This window comes from Enterococcus caccae ATCC BAA-1240, from assembly GCF_000407145.1.
Taxonomy (GTDB): Bacteria; Bacillota; Bacilli; order Lactobacillales; family Enterococcaceae; genus Enterococcus_L; species Enterococcus_L caccae.
The window spans coordinates 90,842-111,443 of the sequence record NZ_KE136473.1; the positions used below are offsets into that span (position 1 = coordinate 90,842).

The following is a 20,602-nucleotide window of genomic DNA, read 5'->3' on the forward strand; positions in this document are numbered from 1 at the left end:
GGAGACAAAACGTAGCACGTTTTGTTTCAGCCCTTTTATATATGATCAGTTGTTGATAAGCGCTATGAGGTTAAAGCAAATTTAAGGAGAGAGACCGATGAAACTTACTTTTTGGGAAACAGCCAAAGCCGTACAAGCTACGAATAATTGGGAACAATGGACAGATTTTGAATTAACAGGTATCGAATTTGATAGCCGTCTGATTACACAAGGAAATCTTTTTGTACCGCTAAAAGGTGAAAATGATGGACATTCATTTATTAAAAATGCTATAGACAAAGGGGCACAAGCTGCATTTTGGAGCTCGAAAGACATGGCACCCGCTCAATTACCAATATTACATGTAACGGATACGTTGAAAGCTATGCAAGACTTGGCTGTTTATTATCTAAAGAAAATGCAACCGACAGTAATCGCGATTACTGGAAGCAATGGTAAAACGACAACGAAAGATATGACGGAAGCTGTTTTAGCTAAACAGTTTAAAACGTACAAAACGCAAGGGAATTATAATAACGACATCGGATTACCCTATACTATTTTACATATGCCGGATGAAACAGAAAAACTGATTTTAGAAATGGGCATGGATCATGCCAACGAGATCGATTTCTTATCGAAGCTGGCGCAGCCTGAGGTAGCCGCAATTACAATGATCGGTGAAGCTCATATAGAAAACCTCGGCTCAAGAACAGGCATTGCAAAGGCAAAAATGGAAATCACTTCAGGACTTGCTGAAAATGGTTTGTTGATCATTCCAGCAAGTGAACCATTATTAGTACCATTGACACAAGGACTACCACAAACGATCAAAACATTTGGCTTAGAGCAGGCTGATTGTCAAGCAGAAATCATAGAAGTACAAAAGGAATATACTTCTTTTAAAATCAATAGTTCAAAAACGCTGTTTACCATTCCAGTACCAGGCAAATACAATGTTGGCAATGCGTTGATCGCCATCACCATCGGACAATGGTTTAATATATCAGAAGAAAAGATACAGGTGGGATTATCCGAGTTTCAATTAACTAAAAATCGAACAGAGTGGCTGCAAAGTAATACGGGGATTGAAATTTTAAGTGATGTTTATAATGCCAATCCAACGGCTATGAATTTAGTCTTAGATAGTTTTAGTCAAATGCCAACACAAGGTAAGAGAGTAGCCGTCCTAGGAGATATGCTTGAATTAGGACCAGATTCAGCTGAGATGCACGCTTCTGTGAGTGAACACCTAAATCCAAATGAGATCACAGAAGTTATTCTTTACGGAAGCGAAATGCAGGCGCTACATGATGAAATCAAAAAAAAATATCATGAAAATCAAATCCATTACTTTGAAAAAGAAGAAAAAGCAGCTTTAATAGAAACTTTAACATCAATTTTGACCCCCAAAGATATGGTTGTTTTGAAAGCTAGTAACGGGATGGGATTAAATGAAGTCGTTACTAAGCTTCTGGAAATATAGTGAGCTTTCATAAAACTTGCTGAAAATATAAAAATATGTTAGAATAACCTATTGCCGAAAGATCGAAGTAGATATAACGAAAGTACCTATTGAAGATACTTTTCTATCATATAAAGATTAAAAAAGCTGAACGAACTCGTTTGGCTTTTCTAGTGCCTGTAGCTTCATAAGGTGGATTTTTCGGTAACACTAATGAGAAAATAAACGCAACCTATGTTGAAAGGTTACTGATTCCATGAACATTTTCGAAGTTAGTGAAAGTCAAATCACCTGTAACATCAATCTTAGAAGAAACTATTTTTCTTCTGTAACAAACATTATTAGGAGGATATCATTTGAAATTTAAAGAACTAGGCTTAGAACCAAACTTATTAGCATCAATCGAGCGCTCTGGATTTGAAGAAGCAACACCCATTCAAGAGGAAACAATTCCTTTAGCTTTAGAAGGAAAAGACGTTATTGGACAAGCACAAACGGGGACTGGTAAAACAGCTGCTTTTGGCCTACCAATGTTGCAAAAAATCGACACAACTAATCGTGTGTTACAAGGTATCGTAATTGCACCAACGCGTGAGTTAGCGATCCAAACACAAGAAGAACTATACCGTTTAGGGCGCGACAAAAAAATCCGTGTTCAAGCAGTATATGGTGGTGCAGATATCGGCCGTCAAATTCGTGGACTAAAAGAAAATCCGCATGTCGTTGTCGGAACACCTGGACGTTTATTAGACCATATCAATCGTCGCACATTAAAATTAGACACAATCGAAACATTAGTTTTAGATGAAGCAGATGAAATGTTAAATATGGGATTCTTAGAAGATATCGAAAAAATCATTTCTAAAATTCCTGCAAAACGTCAAACATTACTATTTTCAGCAACAATGCCGCCAGCAATCAAAAATATTGGCGTGAAATTTATGAAAGAACCTGAACACGTGAAAATCAAAGCCAAAGAGATGACGGCAGATTTGATCGATCAGTACTATGTCCGCTCAAAAGACTTCGAAAAATTCGATATCATGACTCGTTTATTAGACGTTCAAACACCAGAATTAACGATTGTTTTCGGACGTACTAAACGTCGTGTTGATGAGTTGGCACGCGGTTTAGAAGCTCGCGGATACAAAGCAGAAGGAATCCATGGAGATTTATCACAACAAAAACGTATGAGTGTTTTACGTTCATTCAAAAGTGGTAACTTAGATATTTTAGTTGCGACAGATGTAGCGGCTCGTGGACTAGACATTTCAGGCGTTACCCACGTTTATAACTATGATATCCCACAAGATCCAGAAAGCTATGTTCACCGTATTGGCCGTACAGGTCGTGCTGGTAAAGGTGGAATGTCTGTGACCTTCGTTACACCAAACGAAATGGGTTACTTACATGTTATCGAAGAATTGACTAAAAAACGCATGACACCATTACGTCCGCCAAGTGAACAAGAGGCATTCAAAGGACAATTAGGCGCAGCACTTGAAACAGTTGAAGAAAAATTAGCAGAAAATGGTCTAGAAAATTACTTACCTTCTGCTGAGAATCTTTTAGAAAAATATTCTGCTGAAGATTTAGCCGCATTATTACTGAAAACTATTTCTAAAGACCCAACAGATGCAGTACCAGTAAAAATTACGCCAGAACGTCCATTACCTTCAAATAAAAAAGGTTTCAATAAAAATAATCGCGGTGGCGGTAGCAATAACCGTAATCGCAATAAAAATGGTGGCGGTGGTTACCGCGGAAACAAAAATAACAAAGGCACGGGCGGAAGCAGCAACGGTGGCTACAATAAGAGTAAAGACAATCGTTCAGCGAAGCGCCACAATGATAAAAAACGTAGCTTTGTTATCAGAGATAACTCAAATTAATAGATCAATAAAAGGTGGAAGTAAGAATTAAATTATTTTACATTTACCAATTGTTGAATTGATAAGAGGATAGAACAAAGCTTAAAAGCTTTGTTCTATCCTCTTTTATTTCATCTAAATAGATGACTTGTTCAGCTTTTTATTAATTTTTTACATTATTATGTGGAAAAATTGCTAAAATTTGATAGAATAAGAGTAATTTATAAAATAAAAAAAGAAGGGCTCAAAGGGATGATTAAGGGAATTGGTATAGACATGGTAGAACTGCCAAGAATCGAAAAGATTATCGAAAATAAAATGTCTTTTGTCCAACGGGTTCTCACGAATAATGAGTATGTACTTTTTCAGCAATTACCGCATAAGCGCCAAGTAGAGTTTTTAGCAGGACGTTTTGCGTGTAAGGAAGCATTCTCTAAAGCTTGGGGAACAGGAATTGGAAGTGTTGGTTTACAGGACATTGAGGTTTTAAAAGAAGAGAATGGGGCTCCTAAAGTAACAAAATCACCTCATAAAGGAAACGTATTTGTATCTATTTCACATACAGATACTTTTGCAGTCGCACAAATTATTTTGGAAACAGATTAAAAAGAGGTAGCGAATAAAGGTTGAGTTAAACGGCAGCCATCAAAGAAACACTGAACTTTTTTAGTGGAAGGACAACGTAAGTATAGGCTGTTTTTATTTCAATCGTAAAAGAAAGAAGGACACATATGGCAGTAGGATGGCATCGTCCCACCAAGTTAGTGATCGATACACAGGCAATCAAGGAAAATGTTTGGAACGAAGTAAAACGAATGCCGCAAGGGTCTGAATTGTTTGCTGTAGTTAAGGCAAATGGTTATGGACACGGAGCTGTTCAAACAGCTAAGGCGGCCATCCTTGGAGGTGCTACAGGTTTTTGTGTAGCAATCTTAGATGAAGCGATAGAACTACGCGAAGCCGGTATTACAGAGCCGATACTTATTTTAAGTATCGTGGATGTTTCTTACATAGACGTGCTGCTGAAATATGATTTATCTGTTACAGTAGCAACTCAAGAATGGCTAGAGCAAGCAATCGATCGATTAAATCATATAGAAACGCAGGGACCATTAAAAATACATATAAAAGTCGATACAGGTATGGGGCGTATTGGATTTACTACCCCAAAAACTGTAAAACAAGCAGTTGAATTAGCACAATCAACACAGCTGGTCGTTTGGGAAGGATTATTTACTCATTTTTCAACAGCAGATGAAAAAGACGTCAGCTATTTTGAAAAACAAACGCAACGCTTTCAAGCAGTCTTGTCAGCACTTTTTGAATTGCCGAAATATGTACATGTTAGCAATAGCGCAACAGCACTTTGGCATCCAGATAATGTGGGCAATATGATTCGCTTTGGTATAGCCATGTATGGACTGAATCCGTCAGGGCATATGTTACCTGAAGTTTATCCTTTGAAGCCTGCGTTGAGTTTGGTATCACAATTGATTCACGTGAAAGAACTGGCAGCTGGGGAAGGTATTGGTTATGGAAATACCTATACGACAACGGAAAATGAATGGATAGGCACTATACCAATCGGTTATGCTGATGGTTGGTTGCGTCATTTACAAGGTTTTTCAGTACTAGTAAATGGTCAAAAGTGTGAAATTGTCGGAAGAATCTGTATGGATCAATGTATGATTCGATTACCAGAAAAAGTATCTGTAGGAACAACAGTAACATTGGTTGGACACGATCATGGAGCGGATATCACACTACAGATGGTGGCAGACAAATTAGAGACAATCCACTACGAAGTAGCATGTACATTTTCAGATCGCATGCCAAGGGAGTACAAATAGAATAGGAGGCTTCAAATGGTCAAAAGGGGTGACATATATTTTGCAGACTTATCCCCTGTTGTAGGATCAGAACAAGGGGGAGTACGTCCAGTACTAGTCATACAAAATAATTTAGGTAATCATTTTAGCCCAACTATTATCGTAGCCGCAATTACAGCGAAAATGGCTAAACCAAAATTGCCAACACATATAGGCATCAACTCAGAAGAAACTGGAATTGAACGAGATTCGGTCATATTACTAGAACAGATCCGCACCATTGATAAAATACGTTTAAAAGAAAAAGTTTGCCACTTAGGAATAGAAATCATGGATTCAGTAGACCGTGCATTGGGAGTTAGCGTAGGCATTTTCGAAGCTGAACTAGAAGAAGAAAATCTTGGTACATATCGGTAAGGTTTCGCGCACTTGAGTTGAAAGCATAAGACATATCCAGTTTTTATAGACATTAGGATAGCTGGTTGCAACAACATAATCTTATATTGGATCATATTGTTATTTACTTATACGTTGTTATTTTTACTAAGTAGGAATTAAAAGTAAAAATGCGAACATTAAAAATTGTAAACTATAAATTAATAGAATAAAATTGCGATTCCTTCATTGGAATAATAAAAAAACACTAAATTTTGATGCTTGAACTCTTATGTTTATTGACTTTTCGTTGCGTTTATAAAAAAAAGTTGGCAATAACGTGACGTAATGTTACAATAAACTATGTATAATTGGGTAGAAAGTGGATAACTTTCAAAAAAGTAGATATATTTAGTGTTTTTTTATTAAGGGATAAAGGAGTTTATATTTGATGACGATTTTTATGTTCGTACTAGTAGTACTATTGTTTCTTTTTTTCAGTTATCAGTTGTATGTACGATTCCAGTTGGAGAGCTTGGATTCTGATAGTCCAAAAATGAAACGTAAGATCAATTTTTATAAATACCAAGAGAATAATCGATCATTATTATTTTTGATGATTGCAGCCATTATTTTTTGCTTAATACTTTTTGGGATACTTTACAATCAAGATACTTTAAGGAAAGATAATAAAGATTTACAATTGAAGATAGAAGAGATTAAAGAGAACAAAGGCACAGCTTCTGGTGCTGAAATTGAAAGTTACAAAGAGAACTCATTGAAATTAGCCGAATTTCCTTGGAAAAAAGTTGTAGAAAGTCGAGATGCTCAAGCACTAGATAACTACGAACTTTCACTTTTAAGAGATTGGCAGCCCTTTTTCGGTGAAGCAAATGTGGCGATCATGATCAGTCAAAAGACAGAAACCTTGACTGTTTCTGTTTTTCCTACGGCATTGACATTTAATGATTTCCAAACAGCTGAAAAAAATATTGAAACGTTTATCAAAGAGTTGCAACCGGTGAAAGAAATCACGATGATTGATTTTAACTTTACATATCGAGATAAAACAAACAAACTATCTAAACAGTCGATCGTTTATACAAGAGAGTCGAAAGACAGTAACTTAGAAAAAGTAGCATTGGATAAATAAAGTAAGCTAGAAATAAAAGACGGGGTGTAAAAGCATGGCAAAGAGACGGTTAATTAAAAAAATTAACGAGGTTTCAGAGGAAGAATTGACGCAAGAAGTAGAGTTCAATTCACCAGAGGAACAACGACCAGTTTCAGTAACGACAACAAACAATAGCAGCTTATTAGCTGAACAAGAACAAGAAATCACACGTTTAAGAGAATTGATTGAAGAATATAGATTACAAGAGTCTGAATTTGAACAAAATAAAGAGGAAAACTTCCGTTTATCTCAACAAAACAAACAACTAGTCCTAAAGGTTGAAAGCAACCAAAACGAGCTTGAGTTACTAAAAGAGAAAAATGATGACTTGGCAACCCAACTCAATCAAAAAGAAACAGAGATTTTTGAATTAGAAGATGTTCATGAATCCAATGATTCTTCAGAAGAAATTAATCATTTAAAAGCACAAATCGAAGAATTGAAAACAGAAAATATCCGTGGACAAGAACAAATTGCTAATCTAGAAACAGCACTTGTTGAAAAAGACCAAGCATTAGATGGACAAATTATTGAAAAAGAAAAAGAAATACAACAATTACAAGCAGATTTAGCAGCCCGAGGAACGATCGGAGAAAAACAAGAAGCATTGGAGACGGTGAAGATGGAATTAGAAACATTGAATGAAAAACTTCAAACTACTGATAAAGAAAATCAAGAGTTAACACAAAAACTTGCTGATCTTCAAGCACAAATGCACCAATTACAACAAGAAAACCAAGAATTAAAAGAAAAAGAAATCAATTTATCAACAACTAGCGATGCATCTGTTGATAACAGTCGTGTTGAAGAGTTGAAAAAAGAATTAGAGACTGTTCTAAAAGAAAAAAGTGATCTAGAAACAAATCTTGGCCGTATCCAAGGGTTAAATGATAAATATTCTATCCAAAAAAATGTGTTTGAGTCTGAACTAGCAGGTTTAAGAAGTATTTATAAAGAAAAAGAAGAAGAACTAGAAAACTTGAATGCTGAGCTTGAAACAATGCGTAACATGTCTACAACAGGTGAAGCCACTGGTACTCAATTAGCTGAGTTGCTACAAGCGAAACAACAAATTAATGATTTACTGCTTAAAAACCAATCACTACAAGAAGAAGCGCTAAAATCGCAACAAGAAATCGGGGAAGTTATGGTTTCTGCTAAGAAAGAAGCGAACCGTATTATTAGTGAAGCACAAGTTGAAGCCAAACATATGGTCAACTCAGCTGAACTTGAAATGTTGAACATTGGGAACCGTGCGAAAAATATTTCAAACGAAGTAGAAGAGTCTAAGAATGAAGTCATGACTATTTATCGTGAATTAGAGGAACGTTTAAGCAAATTATCACGTTTAGATAAAAGTGGAAACTAAGCGATCAAAGATCGAATGAAGGGAAGAACAATATGAAAAATCGAATCAATAAAAAATATCTTACTCTGTTGATTTTTTCTGCAATATTGTTTAGTACTGCTATTTACTTGAGTTCTAGTTCGTTCGTTTTAGGTGCTTCAGTGGGGGGCGAAACTGTCTCAGCTATTCCTATCCCGATTCCAGCAGCGCCAACAGCAGAAACACAAGATGCAGCAGCTGAAAAGGCTAGTACTGTAAGCAAGGAAAACGAACAACCTAAAGAAGTCTACCTTGTAAAAAAAGGTCAGACACTATGGGAAATTGCTCAAGAGTCAGGTGTATCGATCCAAACATTAATGAATAAAAATCAGCTTGGTAGTAGTGTTATTGTTGAGGGGCAAGAATTAGTAATGAATTGATAGTGAGTTTAGGTGGGGGGAGCAAAACTCTAAGAGTTTTGTCCGCTCACTTTTTCATTAGTAAGAGAACTTGCTATAACGCTTTAATTCGCTAGCTTTTGTATGGAAAAATGGACAGCAGTCTGTTATCCTTAATTGAGAGTATTAATCGGTATGATTGAGGTGTATCATGGATGAAATAAAGGAACGTTTTGAACGACTAAAACGAAAACTAAAAAGGAAGTTCAATAAAAAACAAAAGGCGAAAAATTATAATAATAAAAAAAGAAAACCTACGCAATCTGGGAAGACAGGTACAAAAAAGAAGCGTCCTTTGCAACCTAGAGAACGAATTGAAGAAACACGGGAAGAACCTAAAATCAGTTCAAGACCGAGAGAAGTAGTAGGTAGAAAACCAAAACCAGTCAAAAAAAATCAGAAAAAGAAAAGAATAACCAAAGAAGAATTTGAAAAAAGAAAAAAGAAAAAAAGAAAAGAAAACATTGTTGAAATCATTAAATTTATGTTTCCAGTTGTATTGTTTGCAGTATTTGTTTTTTTCTTTATCTTAAATACGTCACCCCATATGGTTGACGGTGATTCGATGAAACCTACATTGCTTAACGGCGACCGTGTCATTGTTCGTCGTACAAAAGAACCAAAACGGTATGAAATCATTACCTTTAAACCTCCTGTGAAAAGTGAGTTTCAATATGTAAAACGAATTATTGGAATGCCAGGCGATCTTGTTTGGACTGAAGGCAGCGACCTGTTTATCAATCATCAAGCTGAATCGCTACCTAAGGCTTCGGAACTATCAGCTGCAAGCGAATTGCCAGACGGAACGATTAAGATAAATCTATCAGAAGACAGCTTGGCCCAAATGTCACAATTGAAAAAAATTCCGAAAGGCTATTATTTCGTATTAGGCGATAATCGAAATAATTCTAGTGACAGTAGAACATTTGGTTTAGTTGAGGGACAGTCGATCGAAGGGGTTGTTTCCCTTAGATTTGCTCCTTTTAATAATATTGGATGGATTAAATAAAAAAACGATGAATTTTCATCGTTTTTTTGTTTTTTTAATAAAATAGATGCTTTATAATTAGTACAACAACAAATAAAAATAAATAAAAGAAGAGTATTATTTGCTCAATTTACACTTATTCTCATTATATTTAATAGGTATAAAGAAAACAGAGAACTTAAAGAGTATGTTCTCTGTTATAATTTTAATTAGTGATATATAGAACAAATGCTGTTTTAGCGTGTATCAATCAATTGAATAATCAGTTTTTCGATTTCATTCATGTCATAGCTGTTGCCGATATCAGAAAAAATATAGACTAATTCTTGTTTTTCAGAAATCGTTTCACTATAAATGTTGGAAAGTAATATATCATAGTGACTGTCTTCTTTGAAAGCTTCTGCTTTAATCGGATATTTATGACCTAAAACATTGGTCAAATGTTGAATCACTAATTCGCCAATGAATGGATTGAGTGAATGATAGACACCGATGGCAATTTTTTCTTCATTTAATTCAGCAATATGATTTAATATGATTGTATAGTGGATTTCAGTGAATTTGTTTTTATAACTTCCTTTTTCACCATCTTGATCAAACTTTTTAGTGGCAATATCCATTAATTCCAGCACTTCATTACCGGAAAACGGATGCCGATGTGCATTGACGATAGATTTTACTGTCCAATTATCAAATGCCAAGATAAAACCATCAAAATAATAAAGCAGAGAATGCAGTTGAAACAGTAGGTTTTCAATGTATAATAAACGAGCGGATGATGCATAGCTCGACAAATAGCCTTGTTGCTTTAGATATTTTAAGATTACTTTATTCATGTAGTTTAAGTAAGAACTTTCTCTACGTTGTTTTTCTGCCAATCTAAATGCAAAAGAGGAATTGGGTGAAAAATTATTCATAGAGCAAAAGAAGTCATAAAACATGTATGCTTCATAAATAGTATATGGACGGTCGATTTTTTTCATATATGTATGTAAGGCTAAATTAATTTCTTCAAATAACGGTCGATCAGGATAATCATAATTCGGACTGATGACTGGGTTATATTCTGTAGTCAGTCGCCTGAAGGATATTTTCATCCATAACTTGATTTGCAAAACTTCAGTCGGATCAAAGACTAAATTAAGGGATTCCTTTAAAATATCAACGAAACCAAGGTATTGATTAGCCGTTTCTTTTTCTAAGCTTGTCTTATCTTCAAAAAGAAACCAGAAAAAACTAAAGAAAAAGTAGCGGATCTGTTTTTCTTCTCCAATGAGTTTTCCGCGTTTGATTTGTAGACGAAACTCTTTTAAAAGATCATTTAGTTCAGTAATCTTTCGATAATACGTTGCAGAGCTTATCGCATAATTTAACTGGAAATAGTCGCAAGTCAACTCACCTTTTGAAAACAACTGATTGACCATTTGAAATTTGATCGATTTTTCCAGAAAAAGGACAACAATCTTTTTTAATGGAAATGTTGGTTCTTTTTTCAAGAAGATATTTTCACCATGTAATGTTATTTCAACCTGCTTGTTCACTTCATTCTCTTCGAGAAAACTTTGTAGGAAGGATAAATATTCATTTAGTGTTGGTAAGCTAATTTGAAATTCACTGACTAGCTCGTTTTTTGTTGCGCGCCCTTGATTGTTGTATAAAAATAATAATATATCATTCATATAATCAAAAGGCTTTTCTAAAAAATCACGTTTTAGCATAATAGACACCTCACTTTAAGGATACTTGATTCATAAGGAAATGGCAATACGCAACTTATAAAAAGAAATTTACTGCTTAATATTATTTTAAAAAAACGAATTTTTATATGAAATGTGATAGAATGTTGTTGTTATTTTGTATATATATAAATTTAGAGCTCCATATTTGATTGAAGGGAGAAGAACCTTAGTGAAAGTAATAATAATCGGTGCCTCTCATGGAGGCCTTCAAGCCGCATTAACATTAAAGAGATTAAATCCTCAAACTGAGGTTATTCTAATTGAAAAAAGAAGTGAGATCAGTTTTGTTTCAAGTGGGATTATATTGAGAATGAATCAATTGGTTGATGAATTGGACAAAGTGAGATACCTCTCTTTGGAAGAGTTGACGAATCAAGGAGTAGATATTTTAATCAATGCCACAGTTAATACAATAAATCCTGAGAAAAAAACAATTGTTTATGAGGATGCTTCTAACCAGTCATTTGAACTGAGTTATGACAAGTTGATTTTAGCGACTGGCTCAAATCAATTTTCAACTAATCTGACATTACCAAGTAAAGATAAAGTAACGGTCTTTAAAAATTATCCTAGTTCTGTGGAAGTCTTAAGTAAATTGGAAAAGTCAAAATCAATCTCGATTGTCGGTGGTGGGTATATCGGGGTAGAATTGTGTGATGCACTGAAAGGACAAGGAAAAGAAATTCATTTGATCGAAAGCGCAGGTTCAGTTCTTTTTCGTTATTTAGACAAGGAAATTTCGTCGCTAATAGAACAAAAGATCGTTGAGTCTGGCGTAAAAATTCATTTGAACGAAAGTGTTCTTGGTTTTTCAGGACTAGAGGAAGAGTTCTTTGTTACGCAAACAACCAATGAAGAAATTAGAAATGATTACGTCATCATAGCAGTGAATGCTCGTCCAGATAGTACTTTAGTCAAAGACTTTTTAGATCTAAATACTAATGGAACGATTCGTGTTGATGAGCACATGCGGACAAGTGATCCTGATATATTTGCTTTAGGAGACGTGATCTCTTATCCAGTTCGTAACAGCTATCGTAAATCTTTTATTCCTTTAGTGAATAATGTTGTTAGAAGCGCAACGGTTGCAGCGATGAACGTGTTGGGAAATACGATGAAGTATAATATGACGCAAAAGACAACCGCAACCAAAATTTTTAATAGTTATGTCGCTAGTACAGGATTAACAGAGGAGGAAGCACGATTTGAAGGAATCGATGTTGAAAGCACCTTTTTAACATTACCATGTCAACTTCCTTATCTTGAGTTACAGGAAGAAGTACATATCAAATTGGTGTTTGAAAAAGGGTCGCACAAATTGATTGGAGGTCAATTGATGTCTGAAAAAGATATTACACAATCAATCAACACATTGTCCTTAGCAATCGGTAAAGAGACAACATTAGAAGAATTGGTTACGATGGATTTTTATTTTAATCCAGGAATTAATCAGCCAATGGGCATCATTGGGCAAGCTGCATATGAGTTTTTAATTCAAAAGTATAGAAAGTAATTTTAATATTAGTACCCTTTTGAAATTATTGGGTAATTTGTCTGGACATAAGCATTTTTTAGAGAAAGATTACTAGATTAATTGGAGAAATAGTAAGAGGTTGGGATAACGCTTAGCGCTGATAACCCAGTAAATACTGTTCTATATCAGTTGTGCCACACTGCGTTTCATAGCAGTTTGGCTTATTTCGGAAGCCTTCAACCGTTTAGTGATTTAGTAGGTAGAAAATAATGGAAGTAAGCTGTCTTTCGGCAACCTTATAGTATGTATAGTCGAATCATTTCGCTCTTCGTGATGTACAACAATGTGATCGAAGTATAATGAAGTAGCTACTTTTTTACCATCTTTTATTCGAATTTTAAGGGGCTGAGGTATAACCAGAAGAGTTATGACTCAGCTCCACTTTTATATAATTGTAATTTTTTTAGAATAAAAGCAAAATGCTACTACTTCTTGTTATTTAAGTTTATAATAGAAGAAAATTCTAGGGGGGAGCATCGTCTATGAAAGCAGAAGAAAAGAAATTTTATGACTTCATAATGGATCGAACTAAAGCTGACCATCAAGAAGACATGAAGCATTTACTAGCAGAATTGATGGAAAGACGATCAACGAATAAGCTTGATAAAATGTATCTTATGAGTGTGGTTCCTAGAGCACTTTCCTATTTAGATCCTGATTCAGTAAATGAAGTAAAAAAAGTTGTATCAGAGTTTTCAGCAAAACTATAAGCTAGAAAGATAAAGGCAAGCTGATTCATTTGGATGAGTTTGCCTTTTTTAGGGTGTCAGAAAGTATCCGTGTAATAAGCAAAACAAAGCAAAATAAGTAGTTGAGCCAAGTAAACAAATACATAGCTGGAAATCTCTACGACAATTCAAGAGACTTGTCGTAGAAATGGACAAAAATCGGAATTTTCATTTGTTATTGATAAAAAAATTATGCTAAAGTATATCAGGCATTAAAAAGAGTAGGTGAGCAGGATGAAACATATAAAAAATACATTAAAGTTATTTAAATTAGATTGGCAACGCATTTTTAAAAACCCGATCGCTACATTTTTGATTATTGCACTGATGATCATTCCATCACTTTATGCATGGTTCAATATCAAAGCTTTGTGGGATCCTTATGCCAATACTGGAGAGTTGCCAATTGCGGTATACAGCGATGACCAAGCTGCAAGTTTCCAAGGTAAAGAAGTTGACATTGGTAAAGAAGTCCTGAAAAATCTTCATGAGAACAAACAATTGGGTTGGAAGTTTGTTGATTCTAAACAAGAATTAGATAAAGGGGTAAGGTCAGGGAAATATTATGCTGGTATTTATTTACCGAAAGATTTCTCTAAAGACTTATTAAGTTTTACAACAGGTGATATTACTAAACCTAAAATAGAATATTCTATCAATGAGAAGATTAATGCAATCGCACCAAAAATTGCTGACAAAGGAGCCTCTTCTTTACAAGCCCAAATCACAGACCAATTTACCAAAACAGCTAGCAGTACATTAGTGAAGGTCTTTAACGACATAGGCTATAATTTAGACTCTAATTTAGTTAGTATCACCAAAGTCAAAAATATGATTCTATCAACAGATGAGAATATCGATCAAATTGACAAGTATACACAAGAAGTTGTCGCACTTCATGACAAAATGCCAGAGCTGAAAACAAAACTAGCAAAAGCAAATGAATTTGTCGACTATTTACCGCAAGTCGATGCTCTAGGAGCAAAATTAGTTGATCTAAACAACAAGATGCCCACAATCAAAGAGCAAGCTAAAGTTATTTTAACGCTACAAGAAAAAATTCCTGAAATTCAAAATGCGGGTAAACAATTAGCGATGATAGACGAAGATTTTGCTTCAGTTGAACAAACAATGAATGAAGGGATCAATGAAGCAAAACAAGGATTAGTGATTATTCAGCAAGTCCAAACTGCATTACCAGATATTGAGAAGCTGGGAGATCAAGCAGATCAACTAGCTACGGCAACAAGTGAAGGTGCTGCGAAACTTCAAGAAGCATTACCAAGTATTACTAGTAGTATCAAAGTCACTTTAGAGTCCGTTCAAACAATCGGTTCAAATGTCTCTGCTATTGCTGGACAAATCGGGCAATTAGTAACAGACAATGAACTAACACCAGAAGAACGCGCAGCTCTAAAACAAATGTTGCAACAATTTAGTGACAGTTTAGGGAAACAGCAAGCAGCGATTGATCAATTAGTTGCCATGTTGACAGATATTCAAAATTCATCAGGCAATCAAGATCTTCAACCAATCATTGATAATTTGACTAATTTAAGTGCCTTGGTTGGTGGGTTAAAAGCCCGTGTAGATAGTATTGATGCAGACTCGATTTCAGTTGACCAATTAAAAGCTGTTCTTGCGGAAATCGAAAGTATGGCCAATAATATTGCTGGAATTGCTGGAAGTATCAATGTCGATGCTGTTGCAGGACACGTGAATGATATTCTAACGAAATTAATCAATACGATCACTACTGCACAAGGTCTACTTAATCAAGCAAAACAAATCGATTTTGCTGCACTATTAAATTCAACACAAGCGACTGTTGCCAATGCAATCGTCATTTTAGAAAAATACCAAGCAGAGTTACCAGCAATCAAACAAGAAGTCCATGATGCTAATGTTTTGTTGAATGGTCACATGGATACGATTGTTAGTGGTATCAACAAAGGGGCAGAACTGTATAATAATGAATTACCAGTAGTCGAAGAAAAACTTGGGCTAGCTGCAAACTTTATTCAAAATGATTATCCAGGAATCAAAGAAAACATCACAGGTACGTTAAAAACAGTGAATAAAAAAATGCCCGATTTAGAATCTGCTTTAAACAAAGCAACTGATCTAGTTCAAAATGACTGGCCAAATATCAAGACAGGGCTCCATAAAGCTGCAGAAGCGATTCGCAAAGGTGAAAAAGATGTTGATCTTGGACAAGTAATCAAGCTTCTTAAACTAGATGCGAACGCTGAGAGTGATTTCTTTACGAAACCAGTTGAAGTATCAGAAAATAAAATTTATCCAATTGCGAATAATGGTTCGGCTAGTACGCCGTTTTACACAGCATTGTGTTTATGGGTAGGGGCAGTATTATTTTCAAGCGTTGCAACAACTGATTTTTATCTGGATGAAAAAGACCGTGGAAAATATTCTAAACGAGAACAATTTTCTGCAAGAATGTTGACATTCTTAATAATGGGCTTAGCACAAGGATTAATTGTTACGTTAGGAAATTACTTTATACTAGGGGTGGATGTTAGACAACCTGTGTATAGTGTCTTGTTTGCCTTATTGATCGCCTTTGCCTTTATGATGATGGTTTACGTGTTGGTAGCCTTGTTTGGTAACGTTGGGAAAGGTGCTGCAATCATTATTTTGGTTTTATCCATTTCAGGTGGTGGCGGTAACTATCCAATTCAAGTTTCTGGTAAATTCTTCCAGTTTATCAACCCATTTTTACCATTTACACATGCGGTAAATCTATTACGGGAGTCTGCTGGTGGTATTTATTGGCCGAATGCATGGAAAGCAATCATTATTTTGGTCATGATTTCAATTGTATTTTGTGTACTGGGGATATTTTTATATCCTTACATTGAAGAGAAAACGAAGAAACTTGCAAAAGTTTCTCATGAAAGTCATATTTTCCATTAAAGCAATAAGAATAGTGGACCATTTAAAAGAAGATTGGGCTGTGACTCGTAGAGTTATAGCCCAATCTTCTTTTTGATCCGTTTGCTAATGATTTAGAATCATGCTATCGTTTAGATGGAAAAGCTCTGAATATGGTTCCTTGTTAACAACGAGAAGGGGGGATTCAAAAAATCGTGTGCTGTGAAAGAAAGTAGGGAGAAAATGTCGGATTGGGATACTTTATTTTATGATGAAAAGAATATAGAAATGATCCCTGAACTTGAGGTCTTTAAATTTGTTGAATTTTTAAAAAGAGAATATCCAGGTGAGAAATTTTTCGGAAATCAATCCATTCAGATATACTACCTGGTACATATTGGCTAAAAGCGATAAAATAGGAGACTGTAATCAAGACTGATTTGTAAATGTTGGCCGTAGCCATTTGTGTATCAGTTTTTCAAGGTGTCCCTAACATAAAAACAAAGAAGTTCCAGTAAACAACTTGGGCCGTACTAAACAATAAAAAGTCACTAATAAAAACAGTATTTCACTATACAAATGGCTAAAATCATTTTATAGTTCTATGATATGCTAAAAATGAGGTAGGGATTACGATGATAAATTTTTTAATCGGTCATTTTGAAAAAAGACAAACCAAAAATGCAGATACGAGAACAGCTTTTGGTGTTTTTGCTGGAGTTGTTGGTTTGTTATCTAACTTATTACTTTTTGTAGGGAAATTTTTGATTGGTTTAGTTTCAGGTAGTGTGTCGATCATGGCAGATGCAATGAATAACTTGTCAGATACGGTCTCTTCTGTTTTGACTTTAGTTGGTTTTTATATTGCGGGGAAACCAGCCGATAAAGAACATCCATATGGCCACGAGCGCTTTGAATATATTAGTGGGATGTTGGTTTCATTGTTGATCACCTTTGTAGGATTTCAATTTTTTATGACATCGATCCAACGAATCAAAACCCCTCAAAGTATTCATGTCACACCGGTGATTTTGGTTATTTTGATTTTATCGATTTTGATCAAAGTTTGGCAAAGTGTTTTTTATAAACGGGTAGCGCAAAAAATCGATTCAAATACCCTTGTTGCAACAGCTAAAGACAGTTTGAACGATGTTTTTACAACGATTGCAGTTTTGGTGTCAGCAACTGTTGAAGGGGTTACCGGCTTAAAAATTGATGGGATCGTTGGTTTAATCATTGCTTGTTATATTATTTTTAGTGGTCTGCAATTGATTCGAGAGTTTGTAAATGAGTTGATGGGATTACGTCCTGATCAAGCCGCGATCGATAAAATGAAATTGTATTTATCGTCTGTTTCGGATATTGTGGGTTATCATGACTTGTTGATTCATCAATATGGACCAAATAAAACGTTTGCTTCAGTTCATATTGAAATTGATGATCGTTGGGATTTGACGCGAGCACATGAAACCATTGATGAAATCGAATTGGTTTTTAAGCAAAAATTAGGTGTAGATCTTGTTTGTCATATCGATCCAGTAAATTTATATGATCAAAGACAACAGTTTATTCATCAAGAACTAAAAAAAATTATTAAAGGGATCGATAATGAATTAAAAGGACATGATATTCGTTTAGTAGAACATGGTAACAAGCCGCGTATTTTATTTGATTTAGTTGTTCCAAATCATTTTAAGGCGACTGATCAGGAATTAAAAATACGTATTCAAGAACAAGTTTATAGAAACATTGGAGATTATCCAGTAGAAGTGACTTTTGATCATAATTATTTACTTTAATTCTACGGTAAATAATGAAATATCGAGATAAATATGTTTTATTTTCTCAAAAAAAGTATAAAATCAGTTGTTTTATCTAAAAAAATGAAAAAATATTCTTTTCTAACGTGGTACCATAAAGGTGGATTGTTAGGAGGAATTAAAAAGATGAATATTGATTTATTGGTTATCTTGTATTTTTTCGTTGTGGTGATCGTTGTTTTGACGTTGGTGATTGTCAGAGATAAACAATTTTTAAGAAATTTATTAGGCAAAAAAGAGTTACAACAAGAAGAAATCACGAATTTGAAATTGGAGAGAGTTCGTTTGAAGCATATTATAAAAATGCAGGATGAGACTATTGCTCATATGTTGAACACAAATACGTACCATTACTCCAAACCAATCGACTTTGACTCTTCAAAAAGAGCGATGATAGAAGAAGCAGCACCTTTAGAGTGGGATTTAGGTGAATATGAAAGTATGAACCAAGATTATTACCAGTTGTAAATAAAAAAGAAGTGAATGAGAGATGCCTTAACAGGATTTGTCTTAATCACTTCTTTTCTTGTTGTATGTGACTCTATAAAAACATATACTGAATTAAAAGAGGGGGGAGTTGAATGGAAGCTCAATTAATCGTACTTGGATTTGTAGGTTTGATTATCTTGGCAATTGTTGTGATGGATGTTTATAACCGTTTAAAACTAAAAGCAATGGTCAAAGATAAATGGGGAACATTTCCAAGTGCACGTTTTTTTGATAAGGAAGAAAGTTTGAAAGAAGCGTGGAAGAAGGCTAAAAAGTATAGAAATTACGATAGTGAGGTCGATGATATCACTTGGTATGATTTGGATGGCTTTACCTTGTTTGAACAAATCAATGCAACATACTCAAGCGTGGGATCTGAAGCTTTGTACCAGCGTTTACGGAATTTCAATTTTTCAAAAAAGAGTCATGAGCGTTTGGAAACATTGATCAATTATTACGAACAGAATCCCGCTACCAGACAAGAGATACAATTTCAATTTGCTTGTTTAGGCAAGCAAGATAAGAACAATGTAGAAAGTTATTTAAGTGAAACACGAAATCAAGAATTGCCTAATACAAAACTATACTTGTTTTGTGGATTATTACCGCTTATATTGTTGAGTTTCATACTTTTGTTTCCAACATCACTGTCGATTTTATTGCTTTTAGGTTCTATCTTATTCAATGTTATCTATTATCAAGTGAAAAAAGAAAAATTGCAGAGGGAGTTAGCTTGCATGGGGTATCTGGTGCAAACCGTTGCCTGTGCTAAAAAAATCGCGAAAATAAAAACTCCTTTTCAAGAAGAGTTAACTAAAAATCTCCAACCACTTGCTTCTATGACGAAGTTTGGCGTATCGTTTCGGATGAAGTCCAATAGTGATGCAGAGTTGATGTTTGAGTATGTTGCGATGATTTTTATGTTACCATTTATTTCGTATAATTTTGTGTTAGAAAAATTGACAAATTATGAGATGCAGGCAAAAGAAATGTGGCGTTTACTGGGAGAATTAGAAGTTGCAGCCGCAGTATTGAACTTTCGAACGGTGATGCCTGATACTAGCCAGCCTATTTTTTCTAAGGAAATTCAAGTGTTAGGTGAAGAAGTGTATCATCCTTTAGTAACAACCCCAGTACCAAATGAGGTGAATTGGACTAAAAACACCCTTGTAACGGGTTCTAATGCTTCTGGGAAGTCAACCTACGTCAAAAGTGTAGCCATCAGCTGTATCCTTTCTGCGACGATCCACACGGCCTTAGCTACAAAGTTCCAATTACCATTTGGTCATATCTTGACCTCGATGGCAGTTGAAGATGATATCTTTGAAGGAGACAGTTATTTTGTGGCAGAAACGAAATCTGTTAAACGTGTGTTGGATCTTGCTGAAACGAAAGTTCCTTGTCTGTGTTTTATTGATGAAATATTAAAAGGAACCAATACCATTGAACGAATCTCTGCTTCATCTAGTATGATTCATTGGTTAGGGAATTACCCATCGCTTGCTTTTGTCGCCACACATGATATCGAGCTGACAGAAATTTTAAAAGAATCATGCGCTAATGTTCATTTTGAAGAACAAGTAACGAAAGAACAAGGCGTGACGTTTGATTATCTCTTGAAGCAAGGACCCGCTACGACGAGAAATGCTATTCAGTTGTTACATGTACTGAATTATCCGAAAAGTGTTGTTGAGCTGGCGAAAAGAGAAGCGAACTACTTTGATGAACATCGTACGTGGCAAACATTAAAATAGAGGTCAAGACAAGAACAACCAATAAGGCGGTTCTTGTCTTTTTTTCTTAAAAGAGGTGCTTGATAAAATAAAGCCCTGAGAGTTTCTTTAATAAAAAAAGAGGAAGGAATGAATATTCAACTAGTTTAACAGGTAAATAATTGACAATCGTAATGTATGAGCGTAGCATATGTGATTGTT

At 34.9% G+C, this 20,602-nt stretch carries 16 protein-coding genes; 15 read left to right on the forward strand and 1 reads right to left on the reverse strand.

Annotation, left to right across the window (positions count from 1 at the left end; translation table 11 throughout):
* The first annotated feature begins 97 nt into the window (after positions 1-97).
* The 9 genes from I580_RS06015 (at position 98) to lepB (ending at position 9,487) form a co-directional block, all read left to right on the forward strand.
* Positions 98-1,465, forward strand: coding sequence for a UDP-N-acetylmuramoyl-tripeptide--D-alanyl-D-alanine ligase (locus I580_RS06015; RefSeq protein ID WP_010771064.1), 1,368 nt, complete (start codon positions 98-100; stop codon positions 1,463-1,465).
* Between the two features lie 335 nt (positions 1,466-1,800).
* A complete protein-coding gene (cshA, locus tag I580_RS06020) occupies positions 1,801-3,336 on the forward strand; it encodes a degradosome RNA helicase CshA (protein ID WP_010771065.1) in 1,536 nt (511 codons plus the stop codon).
* 231 nt (positions 3,337-3,567) lie between these two features.
* Entirely contained in the window at positions 3,568-3,921 is a 354-nt protein-coding gene (acpS, locus tag I580_RS06025; protein WP_010771066.1) for a holo-ACP synthase, read from the forward strand.
* Between the two features lie 125 nt (positions 3,922-4,046).
* Positions 4,047-5,165 (forward strand): alanine racemase, encoded by a 1,119-nt coding sequence (gene alr, locus I580_RS06030; protein WP_010771067.1) that lies wholly within the window; start codon positions 4,047-4,049, stop codon positions 5,163-5,165.
* 15 nt (positions 5,166-5,180) lie between these two features.
* Positions 5,181-5,561, forward strand: coding sequence for a type II toxin-antitoxin system PemK/MazF family toxin (locus I580_RS06035; protein WP_010762593.1), 381 nt, complete (start codon positions 5,181-5,183; stop codon positions 5,559-5,561).
* A gap of 409 nt (positions 5,562-5,970) precedes the next feature.
* A complete protein-coding gene (locus I580_RS06040) occupies positions 5,971-6,672 on the forward strand; it encodes a hypothetical protein (protein ID WP_010771068.1) in 702 nt (233 codons plus the stop codon).
* 34 nt (positions 6,673-6,706) lie between these two features.
* Positions 6,707-8,062, forward strand: a complete 1,356-nt coding sequence (locus I580_RS06045; protein ID WP_034860136.1) for a coiled-coil domain-containing protein — start codon at positions 6,707-6,709, stop codon at positions 8,060-8,062.
* Positions 8,063-8,094: 32 nt separating this feature from the next.
* Positions 8,095-8,460, forward strand: coding sequence for a LysM peptidoglycan-binding domain-containing protein (locus I580_RS06050; RefSeq protein WP_010771070.1), 366 nt, complete (start codon positions 8,095-8,097; stop codon positions 8,458-8,460).
* 169 nt (positions 8,461-8,629) lie between these two features.
* A complete protein-coding gene (lepB, locus tag I580_RS06055; RefSeq protein WP_010771071.1) occupies positions 8,630-9,487 on the forward strand; it encodes a signal peptidase I in 858 nt (285 codons plus the stop codon).
* 215 nt (positions 9,488-9,702) lie between these two features.
* Here the strand turns inward: lepB and I580_RS06060 are convergent, their stop codons facing one another.
* Positions 9,703-11,184 carry an AcpB/EbpR/MafR family transcriptional regulator gene (locus I580_RS06060; protein WP_010771072.1) on the reverse strand — a complete coding sequence of 494 codons (1,482 nt, stop codon included), beginning with the start codon at positions 11,182-11,184 and terminating at the stop codon, positions 9,703-9,705.
* 190 nt (positions 11,185-11,374) lie between these two features.
* On the opposite strand from I580_RS06060, the gene I580_RS06065 reads away from it, so the two are divergent.
* From I580_RS06065 to I580_RS06090, 6 genes are all read left to right on the forward strand, one after another.
* Positions 11,375-12,718, forward strand: coding sequence for an FAD-dependent oxidoreductase (locus I580_RS06065; protein ID WP_010771073.1), 1,344 nt, complete (start codon positions 11,375-11,377; stop codon positions 12,716-12,718).
* A gap of 503 nt (positions 12,719-13,221) precedes the next feature.
* Entirely contained in the window at positions 13,222-13,449 is a 228-nt protein-coding gene (locus I580_RS06070; RefSeq protein ID WP_010771074.1) for a hypothetical protein, read from the forward strand.
* 252 nt (positions 13,450-13,701) lie between these two features.
* Complete coding sequence (locus I580_RS06075; RefSeq protein ID WP_010771075.1) at positions 13,702-16,401, forward strand: YhgE/Pip domain-containing protein; 2,700 nt, start codon at positions 13,702-13,704, stop codon at positions 16,399-16,401.
* Between the two features lie 593 nt (positions 16,402-16,994).
* Positions 16,995-18,158 carry a cation diffusion facilitator family transporter gene (locus I580_RS06080; protein WP_010771077.1) on the forward strand — a complete coding sequence of 388 codons (1,164 nt, stop codon included), beginning with the start codon at positions 16,995-16,997 and terminating at the stop codon, positions 18,156-18,158.
* Between the two features lie 147 nt (positions 18,159-18,305).
* The gene (locus I580_RS06085; protein WP_034860138.1) at positions 18,306-18,647 is read left to right on the forward strand and encodes a hypothetical protein; all 342 of its coding nucleotides are present in this window, start codon (positions 18,306-18,308) and stop codon (positions 18,645-18,647) included.
* Between the two features lie 113 nt (positions 18,648-18,760).
* The gene (locus tag I580_RS06090) at positions 18,761-20,422 is read left to right on the forward strand and encodes a MutS-related protein (RefSeq protein WP_010771079.1); all 1,662 of its coding nucleotides are present in this window, start codon (positions 18,761-18,763) and stop codon (positions 20,420-20,422) included.
* Positions 20,423-20,602 lie beyond the last annotated feature (180 nt).